Consider the following 17,513-nt stretch of genomic DNA (forward strand, 5'->3'; position numbering starts at 1 on the left):
CGCGCGGCACCACAACAAGGTTCGGAGACGATGATGGTGCGCAAGACCATCGCGGCCGGCTTGTGCGCGCTCATGCTCGCCGCCGCCCCCGCGAGTGCCCAAGGCCCGGCGCCCGACCGGGCCCTGCTGCAGCTGGACTGGATCCCGACCGGCGAGCACGCCGCCTATTTCGCCGGCGTCGGCCGCGGCTTCTGGCGGGACCAGGGGATCGAGCTGGCGCTGGCGCGCGGCTATGGCTCGGGCGATACCGTCAACAAGCTGGCGGCCGGGGCGGCGCAGTTCGGCGTCGCCGACCTGGGCGCGGTGCTGGCGGCGCGGGCCCGGCAGGACGTGCCGGTGAAGTCCATCTCGGCGGTCTATACCCATTCGCCGCATTCGCTGTTCGTCCTGCGCAGCAGCGGGATCACCACCTTCCGCGGGCTGGAAGGCCGGCGGATCGCGGTCACCCCCGGCAACAGCCACCGGCTCTATTTCCCCGAGGTCGCCCGCCGCGCCGGCACCGACCCGGAGCGCATCACCTGGGTCAATACCGATGCCTCGGCCATGGCGGCGCTGCTGATCACGCGCCGGGTGGATGCGGCGCCCTTCTACTCGATCCACCACTACTACACGAACAAGGCGGCGCTCTCCGCGCGGGAGGAGATCGTGGTCCTGCCCTTCGTCGAGACCGGCTTCGCCATCTACGCCGCCTCCGTCGCCACCACCGACGACATGCTGGCGAAGAACCCGGAGCTGGTCCGGCGCTTCCTGCGCGGCTTGCAGAAAAGCTTCGAATGGGCGCGCGACAACCAGGCGGAGGCCTGCAAGCTGCACGTCGCCCGCAACCCGGAAGTGGCCCAGGACGACTGCGAGGGCTCGCTGAAGGCGGTGATGGGCTTCGTCTTCACCGACCATGCGCGGGAGACCGGCCTCGGCCGCTTCGGCGCCGAGCGCCTGGCCAATACCTGGCGCGTGGTGGCGGAAAGCCTGCAACTGCCCCCCGCCTGGGACCCGGCCCAGGCGGTGGATACAAGCCTGCTGCCGTGATCCGGCTCGATCGGGTGAGCAAGAGCTTCGGCAGCGTCGAGGCCTTGCAGGATGTGTCGCTGACGGTGGCAGCGGGGGAGTTCGTCGCCATCGTCGGCGCCTCCGGCTGCGGCAAGTCGACCCTGCTGCGGCTGGTGGCAGGTCTGGTGCCCACCACGGCCGGGCGTGTGGTGCTGGGCGGCACGGCGGTGACCGAGCCGCGCGCCGATACCGCCATGGTCTTCCAGGCGGCGACCCTGCTGCCCTGGGCCGACGTGCTGCGCAACGTGACCTTCCCGCTGCGGCTGATGCGGAAGGCCAAGGGGAAGATGCTCGGCGACACGGAAGCCAGGGCGCGGGCGCTGCTGGCGACCGCCGGGCTGGCCGGCTTCGAGCACCGGCTGCCGCGCGAGCTCTCGGGCGGCATGCAGCAGCGCGTCGCCATCTGCCGCGCCCTGCTGCAGGACCCCCGGGTGCTGCTGATGGACGAGCCCTTCGGCGCGCTGGACGCGCTGACGCGGGAGGAGATGAGCCTCGAGCTTCTGCGGATCTGGCAGGGCCGGGAAATGGCGGTGGTCTTCGTCACCCATTCCATCCCCGAGGCCGTGCTGCTGGCCGACCGGGTGGTGGTGATGTCCCCCCGCCCCGGCCGCATCGCCGAGATCATCGAGGTCGGCCTGCCCCGCCCGCGCAGCTTCGAACAGGAGGGCAGCCCGGCGTTCCAGCGGGCGGCGCAGCGCATCCGGGCGCTGATCTACGGCGGGAGGGTGGCGCATGCGGCCTAGCATCCGGGGCGCCCTGCCCTCGCTGATCGCGGTGGTGGCGCTGTTCGCTATCTGGGAGGGCGCCTGCCGCGGTTTCGGCATCCGCCCCTTCATCCTGCCGATGCCGAGCCTGATCGCCGCCGAGACCTGGGGCGCCTGGCCGGTCGTGCTGAACCATACGCTGGCGACCTTCGGCACCGTCATGTGGGGCTTCGCCGCCTCGGTGCTGATCTCGCTGCCGCTGGCGATGCTGATCGCCTCCTCGCCGGCGATCTCGGCGGCGATCTACCCGCTGCTGGTCATCACCCAGTCCATCCCGAAGGTGGCGCTCGCCCCGATCCTGATCGTGGCGCTGGGGGCGAACGAGTTGCCGCGGATCATCGTGACCTTCCTGGTGGCCTTCTTCCCGCTGGTGGTCGGCACCGTCGCCGGGCTGCTGGCGACGCCGCCGGAGCTGATCGAGCTGGGCCGGGCCTGCCGGGCGGGCAAGCTGCAGGAGCTGCTGCGGATCCGCCTGCCCTTCGCGGTGCCCTTCGTCTTCGGCGGGCTGAAGGTGGCGGCGGCGCTGGCGGTGGTGGGCGCGGTGGTGGCGGAATTCGTCGGCGCCGATGCCGGCCTCGGCTACCTCATCCAGACCTCGATGGCCTTCTTCCGCACGCCCTTGGCCTTCGGTGCCGTGGTGCTGCTGGCGGCGATGGGGATCGTGCTGTTCCAGGCGGTCTCGATCGCCGAGCGGGTGCTGTTCCCGTGGTCGAGCGGCGCCGACCGCCCGGTGGCCTGACCGACACGCTAGAAACCTTCCTTTTCCGTTCGGGGGACCCGATGGCGATACCTGAAAAAGGCTTTCTCCTGATCCGTGGCGCGCTGCTGGCGGACCCCTCCCGCCGCCGCGGCGAGCCGACCGACGTGCTGATCCAGGACGGCGTGATCCATTCCATGGGCACCGGCCTCGCGGCGCCCGAGGGCACGCCGGTCTTCGAAGCGACCGGCCTGCTGATGCACCCCGGCCTGATCAACGCCCATACCCATGGCCATACCGGCCTGGCCAAGGGCATGGGCGACAAGTGGACGCTGGAGCTGCTGCTGGCCGCGGCGCCCTGGATCGGCGGCAACCGCACCACCGAGGACAAGAAGCTCACCACCCTGATCTGCGCCGCCGAGATGGTGGCCAAGGGCTGCACCGCCGCCTACGACCTCTACTACGAATTCCCGCTGCCGACGCGGGACGGGCTGGATGCCGCGGCCAGCGCCTACGCCGAGGCCGGGATGCGCGCGGTGATCGCGCCGATGGTCGCCGACCGGACCATGTACGAGGCGATCCCCGGGCTGATGGATGCCCTGCCGGATGCGCTGCAGGCCCAGGTGGCGCGGCTGAAGATGATGCCCTTCCAGCAGACGCTGAGTGCCATCGGCGAGGTGCTCAGGCACTGGCGCTGGTCGGGCCAGGACATCCTGCCCGCGGTCGCGCCGACCATCCCGCTGCATTGCGCCGATGAATTCATGTGCGGCTGCGCGACCCTGGCACGCGAACACGGCGTCGGCCTGCACAGCCATGTCGGCGAGAGCAAGGTGCAGGCGGTGGTCGGCCGCCGGAAATACGGCAAGACGCTGGTCGCGCATCTCGACGGGCTCGGCCTGCTCGGGCCGGAGTTCACCGCCGCGCATGCGGTCTGGCTGGACGACGACGACTTCAGGCGCATGGCCGACCACGGCGCCTCCATGGCGCATAACCCGGGGTCCAACATGCGCCTCGGCAACGGCATGTTCCGGCTGCGCCAGGCGTTGGACGCCGGCTGCAACGTCGGTATCGGCACCGATGGGGCGAGCTGCGCCGACAACCAGAACATGTACGAGGCGATGCGCTATGCCTCGATGCTGTCGAAGGTGCAGACGCCGGACCCGCGCTTCTGGGCGACCAGCGACGAGGTCTACAAGGCGGCGACGGTGGGTTCCGCCAAGGCGCTGGGCTTCAAGGACCTCGGCGCCATCGCCCCGGGCTACAAGGCGGATATCGTCTTCCTCGACCTCGGCAGCATCAACTGGATCCCGCACAATTGGTCGACCAACCAGATTGTCCATACCGAGGACGGCGGCGGGGTGAAGCACGTGATGACCGGCGGCCGCTTCATCTTCAAGGACGGCCGCCACACCACGCTCGACCTGGCGAAGCTGGCGGTCGAGGCCGAGGCGGCGCGGGCCCGGCTGGAGGCGTTGAACGCCGAATGGGCCGAGCTCTACACCAAGCTGGAGCCGGTGGTCGCCAGCTTCTGCCCGGCCATCGCGGCGCAGCCCTATCACCTCAAGCGCTACCTCTGCGATTCGCCTGCTTGAATTTCGATTTGAGTTCTTGATACGTTCCCTCCGGCGCCGAAACGGCGCCGGAGGAATCCGACGATGGACACGCAAGCGATTGCCAAGGAATTCGTGACGCTGTGCCAGGCCGGCCAATTCGCCGAGGCCGGGGAACGCTTCTGGGCCGATGACGTGGTGAGCATCGAGGCCATGGGACCGGTGCCGGTCTCGACCGGAATCGCCGCGGTGCGGGCCAAGTCCGAGTGGTGGTACGCCAACCACGAGATCCATAGCGCGACCGCCGCCGGTCCCTACGTGAACGGCGACCAGTTTGCGGTGCGCTTCAACATCGACGTGACCATGCGCGCCTCCGGCCAGCGGATGGCGATGGAGGAGGTCGGGCTCTACACGCTCCGCGACGGGAAGATCGTCGAGGAGCGGTTCTTCTTCGGCCTGGGCTAGCCCCGCCGCAGCCCCTTCAGGTCCCGCACCGCGCCGCGCGCGGCGCTGGTGACCATGGCGCCATAGGCGCGCAGCGCGGTCGAGACCTGCCGCGGGCGCGGCTCGGCCGGCTGCCAGGCGGCTTCGCCCCGGGCCTCCATGGCGGCGCGGCGGGTGGCGATGACGTCATCCGCGACGGCGAGGTGGATGGTCCGGTTCGGGATGTCGATCTCGATCCGGTCGCCATCCTCGACCAGCCCGACCAGCCCGCCCTCGGCCGCTTCCGGCGAGAGGTGGCCGATCGACAGGCCGGAGGAGCCACCGGAGAAGCGGCCGTCGGTCACCAGGGCACAGACCTTCCCGAGCCCCTTCGACTTCAGGTAGCTGGTCGGATACAGCATCTCCTGCATGCCGGGCCCGCCGCGCGGCCCCTCGTAGCGCACCAGCACGATGTCGCCCGGCACGACCTTGCCGCCGAGGATGCCCTCCACCGCCGCATCCTGGCTCTCGAAGACCCTGGCCGGGCCGGCGAAGACGAGAATCCCGGTATCGACGCCGGCGGTCTTCACGATGCAGCCGTCGAGCGCGAGGTTGCCGTAGAGCACCGCCAGGCCGCCATCCTCGGAGAAGGCATGCGCCTTGTCGCGGATGACGCCGCCGGCGCGGTCGGTGTCGAGGCTCTCCCAGCGCATGTCCTGGCTGAAGGCGACGGTGGTCGGGATGCCGCCCGGCGCCGCCTGGAAGAAGTGGCGCACCTTGTCGTCGGCCGTCCGCCGCACGTCCCAGCGCGCCAGCGCCTCGGCCAGCGAGGGCGCGTCGACGCGGCTGCAGGACGTATCGAGCAGCCCGGCGCGATCCAGCTCACCCAGGATGCCCATGATGCCGCCGGCCCGGTGCACGTCCTCGACATGCACGTTGGCGACCGAGGGCGCCACCTTGCACAGCACCGGCACCCGGCGCGACAGCCGGTCGATATCCTGCATGGTGAAATCAACGTTGCCCTCATGCGCCGCCGCCAGCAGGTGCAGCACGGTATTGGTCGAGCCGCCCATGGCGATATCCAAGGTCATCGCATTCTCGAAGGCGGCGACCGTCGCGATGTTCCGCGGCAGGACCGACATGTCCTCGGTCTCGTAATGCGCCCGGGTGATCTCGACGATGCGCCGCCCGGCCTCGAGGAACAGCGCGCGCCGGTCGGCATGGGTCGCCACCACGGTGCCGTTGCCCGGCAGCGCCAGCCCCAGCGCTTCGGTCAGGCAGTTCATCGAATTGGCGGTGAACATGCCGGAGCAGGACCCGCAGGTCGGGCAGGCCGAGCGCTCGATCACCGCGACCTCGGCATCGGTGATGCTGGCATCGGCGGCGGCGACCATGGCGTCGATCAGGTCGATGCTGCGCGTCTGGCCGCGATGCACCACCTTGCCGGCCTCCATCGGCCCGCCGGAGACGAAAATGACCGGGATGTTCAGCCGCATGGCCGCCATCAGCATGCCCGGCGTGATCTTGTCGCAGTTGGAGATGCAGACCATCGCATCGGCGCAATGGGCGTTGACCATGTACTCGACGCTGTCGGCGATCAGGTCGCGCGAGGGCAGGCTGTAGAGCATGCCGTCGTGCCCCATGGCGATGCCGTCGTCGACCGCGATGGTGTTGAATTCCTTGGCCACGCCGCCGGCCGCCTCGATCTCCCGCGCCACCATCTGGCCGAGGTCCTTCAGGTGGACATGGCCGGGGACGAATTGGGTGAAGCTGTTGACCACGGCGATGATCGGCTTGCCGAAGTCGCCGTCCTTCATCCCCGTCGCGCGCCAGAGGCCGCGGGCGCCGGCCATGTTGCGGCCATGGGTGGTGGTGCGCGAACGGTACTGGGGCATCTTGGGGTTCCGCCTGGCTTGCTCGCCGACGCGGCCGGGCCGAGACATGGAGGGGGTTGGATTCGAACCAACGTAGGCATAGCCAGCGGATTTACAGTCCGCCCCCTTTAGCCACTCGGGCACCCCTCCGCAGTCCTGGTGGTCAAGGCCCGCGAGAGGCGGCGGGTTATCCGGTTTCCGCCCTGCCTGTCAATCCGGCCCGGCCGGGCTTCGCCCGTCAGCCGGGCGATTGCCGGCCGCCCGCGGCGCCGCCGGCCAGGAATTCGCCGAGCCACGGCTGCCGCAGGCCGGTGAGGCTCCAGCCGCTGGCCTCCGCCGCGCCCTCGGGCGGGTCCGGCACGTCGGCCCGCACCTCCTCCGGCGCCTCGCCCCGCTGGCGTTCGCCCCGCAGGTGGGCGAAGCGCCCGGCCGCCTCGAGCCGGAGGGCGCTGGCCGGGCCGCTGAGGCGGGCGATGCCGTCGCTCGGGTGGAAGACGCCGGCCACGGTCACCCCGGGCGGCAGGTGGCGCACCAGCAGGAAGCTCTGGCCCTTGCCGCCCAGCCGCAGCCCGAGGAAGGTGGCGCGCGGGCGCAGGCCGGGCGGCGGGCCGCAGTCCGCGCCGCCTGCCGGAGCCTCCATCGGGCCGGCCCGGGCGATGCTGAGGTACTCGCCCTCGAGCCCCCAGCGGCAGACGATCAGCCATTCCGCCGCCGCCGACCCGGTGCGATGCGGCGCCGCATAGCTGGCGAAGGCGAGGCTGCCGCGCATGGCCATGACGAAGCCTTCGGGCACCATGGTCCGCGGTGTCGCCACGATCATCAGGCGCCTCCCCGCCGCCTGATCTCGAGGTAGTGCCCCTCGGGCCGCAGGTCGGGAAGGATGCGGCATGCCGCGACCTCGGCGGCCGGGATGCCGTGCGCCAGCCGCATCACCCCGGCGGCGTCCCGCTGGAAGCGGACCCAGTCGAAGCAGGCCTCGTGGTATCCCGCCTCGGCCAGGTTCCGGTCGGCATTGGCCACCACCAACCGGCCGCCGGGGCGGAGCAGGGCGAAGCAGGCGGCGGTGACGGTATGGGCTAGGCGGTCGGTCAGGTCGTCGTAGAGCGTCACCGCATAGACCAGGTCGAAGCCGCCGCGCGGCAGGGTGCCGTCGAAGGTCGCCTTGGGGCTGCGGTGCAGGGTCTCGATCCCCCGCGCGGCATGCTCCACCTGCACCACGGCCAGCGAGGCGGCATCCTGGTCCAGCGCGACGAAGCGGCCGATGCGGCCGGCCCGCAGGGCGCGGGACAGCGCGGCCTCCCGCAGGTGGCCGGCGCCGAGCGCCAGCACATGCGGGGCCCGCCGGGCCTCGGCCATCTGGTCGATCTGCGCGGCCATGTGGCCGATCCGCTCCCGCGCCGCCAGCGCCGCCGGGGCGGCGAGGTCGCGGCGGAACAGCGCCAGCCCCAGCGGGGTCATCGGCTCGTTCTCCAGCGCCGCCTCGCCGAGGTAGAGCATGTCCAGCATCGGCGCATCGCCGGCATAGCCGCGCGGCTTGCGGTAGCTGCGGCGGGCCAGCGGGTTCTCGTGCAGCAGCGCGAGCAGCGGATGCGCCCGGACCGCGGCGATGACGCGCTGCCAGCTGGCCGGCGCGGCGGTGGCGCGGAGCCAGCCCAGGCCCTCGGCCAGGGCGTCGACCACCGGGCCGGCCGGCTCCCCGGCCTGCAGCCGGGTCAGGGCGAGGTCCATGAGGCCGCGCGGATCCGGCGGGGCGGAGGCTTGCGGCAGCGCGGGGGGGGGCACCGCCTGCAACGGCATATGGATCATCGGGACGCCTCACTGCATGCAGCCGCCGGCAAGCCGACCGGGGCCATCTCATGCGGTGCAGTCTGGGGCATGCATCGTGACTCCAGCGTGATTGCGCCCCGGTGCCGGGCCGTGCCACGAACGAATCACGCTGAAGTCACGCCCATCTGCGCAAGGTTCCGGCGACGGTGCTGACGGGAGGATGGCGGATGAGGACGGAGACCGATCCGAGGGCGGCTGCCACGGCATCCTGCCCGGTCGCGGCGGGGCTGCCGGATGGCATCCTGGGCGCCCTGCCGGGCTTCCGGCACTTCCTCGGCGATCCCCCGGCGGCGGAGCGCTTCCAGGTGGATGGCGCCGATCCGCGGCAATCCGCCCCGGCCATGGCCACGCTGCGCCGGCGGCTGCGCGGCCTGGCGCTGCTGATGGGCGACCGGCCGGCCCAGGCAGCGGAGAACCCGCGGGTCCCGGCCGGCTATACCTACCTGCTGCAGCTCACGGCGCATGACCTGGTCTCGACCACCACCGGCTTCTGGTCGGCGGGCGGGCCGCATCCCGGCGTCGCCAATGCCGCCGGGACGCCGCTGCGGCTGCGGACCCTGTACGGCGACGGCCCGGGCGCCTGCCCCTTCGCCTTCGCCCCGGACGGCGCCCGCGACCCGACCCGCAGCCGCTTCCGGCTCTCGGCGGTCGGCGGCGAGGTGGCGGCGGCGAACCGGGCCGCGGCCTTCCGCGACATCGGCCGGGCGGCGACGCCAGGCACGCTCGGCAGCCGGCGCGGCTACGGCGAGGCGCTGCTGGCCGATGCCCGCAACGACCAGTCCGCCCTGCTGTCCCAGGTCACCGGCCTGTTCCAGATGCTGCACAATGCCATCCTCGGCATGATCCCGGCGGTCGGTACCCTGCCGGCCAAGGCGGCACGGGAGGCGGCGGCGGCGCGCTTCGCGGTGGCGCAGGAGGCGACGGCGCTGGTCTTCCGCGCCATCCTGCGGACCGACCTGCTGCCGCGGGTGCTGCACCCGGCGGTGCAGGCGCACTACGGCACCGCCGCGCCGGCGCTGCTGGACCGGCCGGCGGATGGCGCCATCCCTCTGGAATTCTCGCATGGCGCCTTCCGCTTCGGCCATGCGATGCCGCGGGACAGCTACCGGATCGGCAGCTTCGAGGCGGCGCCGCTGGCGGAGCTGCTGCGGCTCAACTCCACCCGCAGCCCCAATGCGATGCCGCTGAGCCACGCCTGGATCCTGCGCTGGTCGCAGTTCTTCCAGCTGCCGGGCCAGGCGGCGCCGAACGCCAGCATGAGGCTCGGCCCGCAGCTCAGCCCCATGCTGATCGCCGACGGCCTGCTCGACCCGATCGCCGAGGGCGATCCCTGCGGCCTCGCCTTCCGCGACCTGATGAGCGCGGGGCTGGCCGGGCTGCGCTCGGTCGACAGCCTGGCGCAGCACCTCGGGCGGCTGCGGCCGGCGCTGGCGGCGCAGTCGCCGATGCTGGCGGATGCGGCGCTGCGGCGGGCCGCGCTGGCCGAGTGGCTCGGCCGCGACCCGGCGCTGAGCCTGCTGGATGCGGCCGATGTCGCGGCGCTGGCGGCCGATCCGCCGCTGCCCTTCTACGTCCTGTTCGAGGCGGAGCGGGAGGCCGCGGGCGAGGGCCTCGGCATCCTCGGCTCGGTGCTGGTGGCCGAGGTGATCCATGGCGCCCTGGCCCGCGCGCCGCTGGCCTCCGAGATCGGTGGCGGTGGGCTGGCCGCGGCGCTCGACCGGCTGTGCGAGAGCTGGTTCGGCCCGGGCTGGCGCTTCCCGGACAGGCCCGCGGTGGAGGACATGCCCGGGCTGATCGCCTTCGTCGCCCGCCGGCTCGACCTCGCCGCCGCCGAACCCGCCTTCCTTTGACCCCGCCATCCCCGCCGCAGCAGGAGCCAGGCCGATGACCGACCCGACCGAACCGATGGACATGTCCCCGGTGAATTTCGAGAACTGGGGGAAGCTGATGAAGACCTGGGCGACCGGGGAGGACTACGTGCAGAACGGCCACCGCTTCCCGGTGCCGCGGACGCTGGAGGAGGTGAAGGAGCAGCTGCGCATGGCGCAGACCGGCGTGGTGCTGCCGGCGCGCATCCAGCACCTCAAGGTGGTGCAGGGGCGCAGCGACACGCTGCTGCTGCGGCTGCCGCCACCCGATCTGGTCAAGGCCTCGGAGCAGCGGCTGGAGGCCGGGGATTATTCCCTGCCGGCCTTCTACAACGCGCATTACGACGGCCAGGCGCCGACTCCGCTGCCGGACAAGGCGGCACGGCTGAAATTCCACGCCCAGCGAATCGGCGACTACTCCATCGCCAATTGCCAATAAGACTGGTTCTCACCAGTCATTATGCCGGGCGCCCTCGGTGGGCAGCCCGGCGGCGGCGATCCCGTCGTGCAGCCGGGCCCATTCCTCGGGCCGGCGCATGGGATAGAGGTGCAGCAGCCAGCGCACCATCTCGCCGTCGGTCGGCGCGGTCTCGGCGAACCAGCCGGCGCGCAGGCCGCGCAGGAAGCGTTCCGCCGCCTGCCCGGCCTCCTCGGTGCGGCCGAGCCGGGCCAGCGCCGCCGCCCGCCAGGCCGGCAGGGTGCGGATGACGTCCTGGGCCCGGTCGCAGGCCTCGAGGGTCGCCTGATCGTCGCCGCGCAGGTAGGCGATGGTCACCTGGTAGCCCCAGTGGGTCAGGCTCGGCATCAGCGTCATCTCGAGCGACTGCTGGGCCAGCTCCGCCGCGCGGTCGTGGTTGCCGCTGAAGCTGTGGAACAGCGCGGCCGAGATGAGGGTCCAGCTGTCGTTCGGGTTCAGCTCGCAGGCGAGGCGCATCGGCACCTCGGCCTGGGAATGCTGGCCGCTCATCGCCAGGGACCAGCCGAGGGTGAGCTGGGCGCGGGAATCGGTCGGGTCGAGGTTCACCGCGCGGCGCGCGAATTCCACCGCGCGTTTTTCCCGGTCCCGGCTGCGGCGTTCGCCGGGATGGATGATATGGACCGAATTCTCCATCTGCGCGAGGCCGCTATAGGCCGAGGAGAAGCCCGGGTTGTGCTCGATGCATTCGCGGAAAAGCTGGCCGGCGCGGGCCCAGTTCTGCGGGCTGAAGCTGCGGATCATCGCCGTGGCCCGCAGCCAGCGGTCGTAGGATTCCAGCGAGACGTCGGACTCGACCGAGAGCCGCTGCAGCCGGGCCGAGGAGATCTGCAGGTTGAGCGCGATGGCGATGCGGCGGACGATGTCGCGATGCGCCTCGAACCAGCCGTCGAGCCGCAGCTCCATGCGCTCGGACCAGATGAAGATGCCGCTGTCCTGCTCGGCGAGGGTCAGCACCATGCTGATGCGGTCGCCCACCTGATAGGTGGTGGCGCTGATGCGGTAGCGGGCGGAGACGCGGTTGGCGGTCTCGGTGGCCGGCGGCATCAGCGGCCCGTCGACCACGAACCATTCGCGGAAGCGCACCAGGCAGGCGATGAGGTCGTGGCGGAAGCCCTGGGCGAGGTGCATCTGCTCCGGCGCCACCCCGTTCATGGCGAAGGGCTCGACCAGCAGGGCGATCCGCGCCGGCGTGCCGGCGGCGCGCGGCAAGGGCGCCGGGGCCAGCGCCTCGGCGAAGGCGGAGGCCGCCGGTCCGGCGGCCGCGGAAGCCTCGGCGAGGCCATTGGCCAGGGGTGCGATGCGGCCGAGCTTGATGTCGGCGACCAGCGCCTGGGTCGGCGCCGAAGGCTCGGTGTCGTAGTCATCCTCCAGCAGCTGCCAGAGCTGGTCGTAGGCCCTGAGCGCGCCGATGGTGTCGCCCGCCTCGGCGCTGCCGCGCATGACGTCGCGGCAGGCTTCCTCATGGGTCGGGTCGAGCTTGAGGATGGCCTCGGCCAGGCGCTGGCGGAGGCCGGGCGGCTGGCCGGGCCGGCGCATCGCGGTCTCGAGCGCACGGATCAGCCGGTCGTGATAGCTCTGGCGCGTCACCAGCAGCCAGCCGCGGAAGGCCGGGTCCAGATCCTCGAGGCCCTGCAGCAGCGCCTCGCTCAGCCGCGGCGTGGCCAGCAGCGAGGGATGCACGGCGCCGCGTTCCGCCACCTGCAGCACCTCCCGGGAATCCGCCGCGATGGCGGTGCCGTGGAGCGAGACGCTCAGCCGGCCGGCGCGCAGGGCGTGGCAGCCGACCGCCTCCAGGGCCTCGCGCAACTCATGCACCACCTGGCGCAGCGAGGCGCGGGCCTTCGCCTCCCCGGCCTCGCTCCAGAGCAGGCCGACCAGCCGTTCCCGGCTCTCCTCGCCGCCATCGGTGAGCAGCAGGTAGCCGAGGAGGGCGCGGGCCTTGCGGCTGCGCAGGCGCAATTCCTTGACGGCCATCACGGCGCGCACGGGGCCGAACACCGAGACCAGCAGGGTTGCCGGCGGGCTGAAGCCCGGTGCGACGGCGCTGATTGGCTGCGAAAGCTCCTCCATCCGCTCCTGATCCAGACAACGGCGCAAGGTAGTTGCTTGTCACAACAACCCAATTCCTCCGTGATGGCAATCGCCGCCGCCGCTTGCGGCCTGGCAGGCCAGCAGGCGCGCGCCAAGGAAGCGACCCGGTTCCACCGCCAGCCCCGGGCACAGCACCCGCAGCACCGGGACGCCGAGGGCCGGCCGGGTCAGGTCGCGGACGAGCACCGGGATGCCGCGCGCGCCCAGGCGGCCGGTCACGGCGGCGAAGGCCGCGGCCGGGTCGTCCGGCAGCGCCGTGGCCGGGTCCGCCGCACCCTCCGGATGCAGCAGGGCACAGCGATCGGCGCCGATGCCGTGGTAGCGGGCCAAGTGGGCCCGGTCGCGCGCATTCAGCGCGGCGTCGCCGCCCTCCCGCCGCTTCGCCAGCACCACGGCATGGGCCGTCTCCATCTGCGCCATCTCCAGCACCGCGGCCCGTGCCGCGGCGGCACGGCCGCTGCGGGCGGCGATGCCGCAGCAGAGGCCGCGGCCATCCGCATCGGTGGAGAGGGCGGCGAGCACCGGCACCGCGAGGTCGGTGGTGAGGTCGAGCAGCCAGCTTCGCCGCCCCGCCCCGCCCGGCGGCAGGCCCTGGCGCAGCTGCCCGAGCAACGACGCCGCGGCGGCGGCGGCCGGATCCTCGAGCGCCACCGGGCGGCCGCGGCTTCCGCCGCGCCACCACAGCGCCGCAGCATCGCGCTCGATCAATTCCAGCAGCGCATGCAGCGCCGCGGCCTCCGGCGTCGGACCGGCGGCGCAGCCGATGCTGAGCGGCCAGGGCGGCGGGCCGGAGCCGGCGCTGCGGAAGCAGAGCGACGCCGGCAGCCACAGGCTGCCCGGCGCATCCAGCCGCCGCATCTCCGCCCAGCCCTCCGGCGCTGCCCCGGCCGGCAGCACCTGGCCGAGCCAGTCGGCATCGACCGGATGCGGCGGGTCGGCACGCAGGCTGGCGCGGTCCGCCGCGGTCTCGACCGAGGCCAGCAGCTCCACGCCTTCGCCGAGGCAGCTGAAGAAGGCCTCCAGCAGGCTGGCGCCGGTGCCGCTGGCCGCGGCCAGCGGCAGGCCGGGGCTGGCCGCCAGCAGGTCCAGCGGCACTTCCGCGCCGAAGACCGCAAGCCCCGGCGCGGTGGGACAGTCAAGGCCGAAGAGCCGGGTGAAGCGGCCGGCCGCCCGCAGGAGCAGGGCCCGGTCGCGCTCCACCGGGCCCGGGTCGGCGGGGACCGGGCAGGCGATCCAGTCGAGGAATTCCTGCACCTCGGCGGTGGCCGGGAGGCCGGGTTCCAGCAGGCGGCGCGCGGCGGCCTCGCAGAGGGCGGCGGTATCGTGCATCGGGTCCCCACCATGGCTCCGGCGGAGGATAGCCCGGGGCTGCTTCAGGCCAGGAGGAAATCCCCGGCCTGCAGCGAGGCCCTGGCGACGCCCAGCAGGGTGACGCTGTCCCCCTCGCCGAGGTCGAGGACCAGGCTGTCGCCGTATTGCGCCGTCGCCGCCAGCACCGCGGCGAAGTCGCCGAGCGGGAGGCCGGCCAGTCGCATCCGGTCGGTGCCCGGGGCGAAGTCGCCGATCACGTCGCCGCCGCAGCCGCGGGCGAAGGCAAAGATGTCGACGCCGGCCTCGCCGAACAGCACGTCATTGCCGGCGCCGCCGGTCAGGGTATCGTCCCCGGCACCGCCCAGCAGCCACTCCGCCTGCGCGCTGCCGGTGATCGCGTTGGCGAGCTCGTTGCCGACGCCGAAGGGCGTGGCCCCGAGCAGCACCAGGTTCTCGATATTGGCGTAGAGGTAGTAGCCGGCACCGGCGATATCGGCGAAGACGGTGTCGACCCCCTCCCCCGCCTCCTCGAAGACGACATCGAAGGGCGTGTCGACGCGGTAGCTGTCGCTGCCGGCCTGGCCGAAGAGGTAGTCGCCCTCGCCGAAGCCGCCGGCGCCGTCGAGCGTATCGTCGCCGGCCCCGCCCACCAGCATGTCGAAGACGAAATCGGCACCCCCGGTGAGGCTGTCGGCGCCCTCCTCGCCATAGAGGAGGTCCGCATCGGCGCCGCCATCGAGCGTGTCGTTCCCCGCACCGGCGACCAGGTAGTCCAGCCCGGCGCCGCCGAGCAGCCGGTCGTCGCCGGCCTCGCCATAGAGGGCATCGCCGCCATCGCCACCGGCCAAGGCATCGGCACCCTCGCCGGCGATCAGGTAGTCGGTGCCGGGGCCGCCATCGAGGCTGTCCCCGCCGGCGACCCCGTAGAGGATATCGTCGCCGCCGCCGCCCAGCAGGGTGTCGTCGCCATCCTCGCCGATGAGGAGGTTGGCGCCGGCATTGCCGGTGATGGTGTTCGCCAGCGCATTGCCGACCGCGAAGAGGTCGCCGGCACCGGCCGCCAGGGCCAGCGCCTCGATGTTGTCGAAGAGGTAGTAGCTGCCGGCGGCGACGACCCTGTCCTGGCCCTGGACGGCGAATTCGAAGACCACGTCGGCCTGGCTGTCCACGTAGTAGGTGTCGTCGCCCAGGCCGCCGGCCAGGGCGGTGTCCCCGGCCAGGGCGTAGTGCCAGCCGAGGCCGGCGAAGCCGCCGCCATCCCAGTCGTTGCCGGCGGCATCGGCCACATGCCCTGGCGTCAGTCCGCCGCCGAGCTCGATGTCCTGCGGCAGGGAGGGGCCGAGGAGCGCGCCGAGGTGGAAGACCAGCAGGGTCGGCTGCGCCGCCTCGCCCAGGGCGAGGACAAGCGGCACGCCGTCCAGCTCCAGCGCCAGGGATGGCGCGTCGCCCGAGAGCACCAGCGGCTCGGAGAATTCCAGCGTGAGCTCGAAGCCGTTGTCCGGCGTCGGTTCGGTGACCTGCAGGACGGCGGGCGGGATCTGGTCGGCCGGCCAGAGGCTGGCGGCCAGCGGCTGCGCCGGCGGGACGAAGGCCAGCGCATTGCCGGCGGCGTCCTGCAGGCGTCCGGCAGGGTCGTCGAGCCCGGTGACGAGGATGCCGGACCGCGCCACGTCGCCGGGCTGCACCACCAGGGTGAAGGCGAGGCTGGTCGGGCTGCTCCGGGCCGGGTCATAGGTCGCGGTGCAGGGGGTGCCGTCGAGGTCGAGCAGCAGGCCGGGCAGCGCGAGGCCGTCGGCGAGGCCGACCGCCTCGGTGGTGGTCAGGACCAAGTGGAGGCTCTCGCCGGGGATGTAGCGCGCCGCCGCGGGGGCGACGAGGCTGGCCTCCGGCGCCAGCGCATCCACCAGGACGGTGGCAAGGCCCGGTGCAGCCGGCAGGTCGAGGCTCGAGGGATGGCCCGCCAAGTCGGCGATGCCGTGGTCCGGGTCGTGCAGCTGGACGAGGCCGATGCCGGTGCCCAGCATGCCGGGGGTGACGGTGAAGCCGAAGCGCAGCACCCCCGGATCGCCGCCCGGCAGCAGCGCCGCCCGGACCGGCACGCCGGCGACGGTCAGGTCCAGCGCCGGCGGCGCCCCGGCGGGGTCGATGCCGACCGGCTCGCTCATCCGCAGGAGAAGCACGACCGCATCCCCCAGGCCGAAGGGGCCGGGATCCTCCAGGGTGACGGCACCGATGGCGGGCGCGGTGAGATCCGCCTGGACCAGCACGCCGGAGAGGTCCGGCGGGGCGCCGAGCGCCCCGCTCCAGGCATTGCCGGCGCCATCGGCGATGCCGGCGCCGCCCGGCAGCAGGCGGCCCAGGGCGATGCCGTCCTGGGCTACGGCCTCCGCCTGGATCACCAGGGCGAAGGCGAGGCGGTCGGCGGCCGGCTGGCCCTGGTAGGCGGCGAGCCAGGGGGTGCCGCCGATCAGCACCTCGAGCTGCGGGCCGGCGCCGCCGTCCGGCCGGAGCTGCACCGCCTCGTCGAAGGCGAGGGTGAAGACGAGCAGCTCCCCGGCCGCGTAGTTCCCGGCCGCCGGGCCGGCGATGCCGGTGAGCGCCGGCGCGGCCAGATCCGCCTCGACCAGCACGCCGGAGAGGTCCGGGAGCCCGTCCAGGCCGCCGGACAGCGGGTTGTTCGAGGTATCCGCGATGGTCCCGCCGGTGGTCAGCAACCGGCCGAGGGCGATGCCATCCTGGTCGGCGGCACCCGGCGGCGGCAGCAGCCGGAAGGTCAGCCGGTGCGGTGCCGGGCTGGAGAGGTAGCCGGCGGTCAGCAGCTGGTCGCCGACCAGGACCTCGAGCGCCGGCCCGGCGCCGCCCGGCAGGCTGCCGACCACCACCGGCTTGTTGAACTGGACGGTGAAGTCGAGCGCGGCGCCGGCCGGGTAGTTGGCGGCCGCCGGGCCCTGGACCGCGGTGACCACCGGCTGCGTGGTCTCGCCGACCCGGAGGTCCAGCCCCGCCCGGGCGGAGACGTTGCCGGCGCCGTCCTCGGCCTCGATCCCGATGGCATAGTACTGGCCGAGCGGCAGGGAGCCGAGGTCGAGGCTCCAGGCGCCGCCCAGCCCGGCCAGGGCGGTCCCGAGCAGCCGGCCGCCGTCGTAGGCGCGGATGATGGCGCCTGCCTCGGCGGTGCCGGTGACCGCGGGGGTGGTGTCGGCGGTCTGCCAGATCGGCTGCGACCGGTCCCCGGTGGTATCCCCGGCGAAGCCGGTGACCAGGGGCGCATCCGGTGCGGTCTGGTCGACCACCAGCCGGTAGCCGGCGCTGTCGCCGCCGGCGGTGCGGGCGACCAGGGTGACGCCGGCTTCCCCGATGAGATTGGCCAGGGCATGCCAGGCGCCGCTGCCGTCGGCGATGGCGCTGCCGATCTGCGAATTGCCCAGCATCAGCCGGACCAGGGCGCCGGGGTCGGCGGTGCCGAAGAGGATGGGCGAGGAATCGGCGGTGATGCCGTCGCCCGGCGCGCCGGTGTCGTTCTGCAGGCCGAGGATGGCCGGGGTGGTCAGGCCCATGGGCGGGCCGACCGGGTGGCGGGGCG

The 17,513-nt window shown here is 72.9% G+C and carries 13 protein-coding genes and 1 tRNA gene; 7 read left to right on the top strand and 7 right to left on the bottom strand.

Annotated features, from left to right (window positions below; all coding sequences use genetic code 11):
* Positions 1-33 precede the first annotated feature (33 nt).
* The 5 genes from QWZ14_RS21585 to QWZ14_RS21605 all read left to right on the top strand — a co-directional run bounded on the left by QWZ14_RS21585 (position 34) and on the right by QWZ14_RS21605 (position 4,523).
* Positions 34-1,026: an ABC transporter substrate-binding protein gene (locus QWZ14_RS21585; protein WP_290318973.1), complete on the top strand. Its 993-nt coding sequence runs from the start codon at positions 34-36 to the stop codon at positions 1,024-1,026.
* Positions 1,023-1,790: an ABC transporter ATP-binding protein gene (locus QWZ14_RS21590; RefSeq protein ID WP_290318974.1), complete on the top strand. Its 768-nt coding sequence runs from the start codon at positions 1,023-1,025 to the stop codon at positions 1,788-1,790. Before QWZ14_RS21585 ends, QWZ14_RS21590 begins: the two co-directional genes overlap by 4 nt.
* Positions 1,780-2,550 (top strand): ABC transporter permease, encoded by a 771-nt coding sequence (locus tag QWZ14_RS21595; RefSeq protein ID WP_290318975.1) that lies wholly within the window; start codon positions 1,780-1,782, stop codon positions 2,548-2,550. Before QWZ14_RS21590 ends, QWZ14_RS21595 begins: the two co-directional genes overlap by 11 nt.
* 41 nt (positions 2,551-2,591) lie before the next feature.
* Positions 2,592-4,100, top strand: a complete 1,509-nt coding sequence (locus QWZ14_RS21600; RefSeq protein WP_290318976.1) for an amidohydrolase family protein — start codon at positions 2,592-2,594, stop codon at positions 4,098-4,100.
* A gap of 63 nt (positions 4,101-4,163) precedes the next feature.
* The gene (locus tag QWZ14_RS21605; protein WP_290318977.1) at positions 4,164-4,523 is read left to right on the top strand and encodes a nuclear transport factor 2 family protein; all 360 of its coding nucleotides are present in this window, start codon (positions 4,164-4,166) and stop codon (positions 4,521-4,523) included.
* Here the strand turns inward: QWZ14_RS21605 and ilvD are convergent.
* From ilvD to QWZ14_RS21625, 4 genes are all read right to left on the bottom strand, one after another.
* A complete protein-coding gene (gene ilvD / locus QWZ14_RS21610) occupies positions 4,520-6,376 on the bottom strand; it encodes a dihydroxy-acid dehydratase (RefSeq protein WP_290318978.1) in 1,857 nt (618 codons plus the stop codon). The two genes, QWZ14_RS21605 and ilvD, sit on opposite strands and share 4 nt — an antisense overlap.
* Positions 6,377-6,423: 47 nt before the next feature.
* Positions 6,424-6,505 (bottom strand) — tRNA-Tyr (locus QWZ14_RS21615).
* 88 nt (positions 6,506-6,593) lie between these two features.
* Positions 6,594-7,175: a hypothetical protein gene (locus QWZ14_RS21620; RefSeq protein ID WP_290318979.1), complete on the bottom strand. Its 582-nt coding sequence runs from the start codon at positions 7,173-7,175 to the stop codon at positions 6,594-6,596.
* The gene (locus QWZ14_RS21625) at positions 7,175-8,161 is read right to left on the bottom strand and encodes a class I SAM-dependent methyltransferase (RefSeq protein WP_290318981.1); all 987 of its coding nucleotides are present in this window, start codon (positions 8,159-8,161) and stop codon (positions 7,175-7,177) included. Before QWZ14_RS21625 ends, QWZ14_RS21620 begins: the two co-directional genes overlap by 1 nt.
* Before the next feature lie 188 nt (positions 8,162-8,349).
* Between QWZ14_RS21625 and QWZ14_RS21630 the strand changes: the two genes are divergently transcribed.
* Both QWZ14_RS21630 and QWZ14_RS21635 read left to right on the top strand, forming a co-directional pair.
* Positions 8,350-10,032 (top strand): peroxidase family protein, encoded by a 1,683-nt coding sequence (locus tag QWZ14_RS21630; RefSeq protein WP_290318983.1) that lies wholly within the window; start codon positions 8,350-8,352, stop codon positions 10,030-10,032.
* A 34-nt stretch (positions 10,033-10,066) separates the two neighbouring features.
* Positions 10,067-10,489 (top strand): hypothetical protein, encoded by a 423-nt coding sequence (locus QWZ14_RS21635; RefSeq protein WP_290318985.1) that lies wholly within the window; start codon positions 10,067-10,069, stop codon positions 10,487-10,489.
* 9 nt (positions 10,490-10,498) lie between these two features.
* Here QWZ14_RS21635 and QWZ14_RS21640 read toward each other — a convergent pair whose 3' ends face one another.
* From QWZ14_RS21640 to QWZ14_RS21650, 3 genes are read right to left on the bottom strand one after another with little or no spacing between them, the layout of a single operon-like run.
* On the bottom strand, positions 10,499-12,598 hold the full coding sequence (locus QWZ14_RS21640; RefSeq protein ID WP_290318987.1) for a BTAD domain-containing putative transcriptional regulator: 2,100 nt from the start codon (positions 12,596-12,598) through the stop codon (positions 10,499-10,501).
* Between the two features lie 39 nt (positions 12,599-12,637).
* Positions 12,638-13,948, bottom strand: a complete 1,311-nt coding sequence (locus QWZ14_RS21645; RefSeq protein ID WP_290318988.1) for a YcaO-like family protein — start codon at positions 13,946-13,948, stop codon at positions 12,638-12,640.
* A gap of 44 nt (positions 13,949-13,992) precedes the next feature.
* Positions 13,993-17,487, bottom strand: a complete 3,495-nt coding sequence (locus QWZ14_RS21650; RefSeq protein ID WP_290318990.1) for a hypothetical protein — start codon at positions 17,485-17,487, stop codon at positions 13,993-13,995.
* Positions 17,488-17,513 lie beyond the last annotated feature (26 nt).

Source organism: Paeniroseomonas aquatica, assembly GCF_030409335.1.
Taxonomy (GTDB): domain Bacteria; phylum Pseudomonadota; class Alphaproteobacteria; order Acetobacterales; family Acetobacteraceae; genus Belnapia; species Belnapia aquatica.

Excerpts from the sequence above, each read along its gene's own strand:
- ilvD (WP_290318978.1), bottom strand. The coding sequence starts at position 6,376 with ATGCCCCAGTACCGTTCGCGCACCACCACCCATGGCCGCAACATGGCC.
- QWZ14_RS21600 (WP_290318976.1), top strand. The coding sequence starts at position 2,592 with ATGGCGATACCTGAAAAAGGCTTTCTCCTGATCCGTGGCGCGCTGCTG.
- QWZ14_RS21645 (WP_290318988.1), bottom strand. The coding sequence starts at position 13,948 with ATGCACGATACCGCCGCCCTCTGCGAGGCCGCCGCGCGCCGCCTGCTG.
- QWZ14_RS21640 (WP_290318987.1), bottom strand. The coding sequence starts at position 12,598 with ATGGAGGAGCTTTCGCAGCCAATCAGCGCCGTCGCACCGGGCTTCAGC.
- QWZ14_RS21595 (WP_290318975.1), top strand. The coding sequence starts at position 1,780 with ATGCGGCCTAGCATCCGGGGCGCCCTGCCCTCGCTGATCGCGGTGGTG.
- QWZ14_RS21605 (WP_290318977.1), top strand. The coding sequence starts at position 4,164 with ATGGACACGCAAGCGATTGCCAAGGAATTCGTGACGCTGTGCCAGGCC.
- QWZ14_RS21630 (WP_290318983.1), top strand. The coding sequence starts at position 8,350 with ATGAGGACGGAGACCGATCCGAGGGCGGCTGCCACGGCATCCTGCCCG.
- QWZ14_RS21635 (WP_290318985.1), top strand. The coding sequence starts at position 10,067 with ATGACCGACCCGACCGAACCGATGGACATGTCCCCGGTGAATTTCGAG.
- QWZ14_RS21620 (WP_290318979.1), bottom strand. The coding sequence starts at position 7,175 with ATGATCGTGGCGACACCGCGGACCATGGTGCCCGAAGGCTTCGTCATG.
- QWZ14_RS21625 (WP_290318981.1), bottom strand. The coding sequence starts at position 8,161 with ATGATCCATATGCCGTTGCAGGCGGTGCCCCCCCCCGCGCTGCCGCAA.
- QWZ14_RS21650 (WP_290318990.1), bottom strand. The coding sequence starts at position 17,487 with ATGGGCCTGACCACCCCGGCCATCCTCGGCCTGCAGAACGACACCGGC.
- QWZ14_RS21585 (WP_290318973.1), top strand. The coding sequence starts at position 34 with ATGGTGCGCAAGACCATCGCGGCCGGCTTGTGCGCGCTCATGCTCGCC.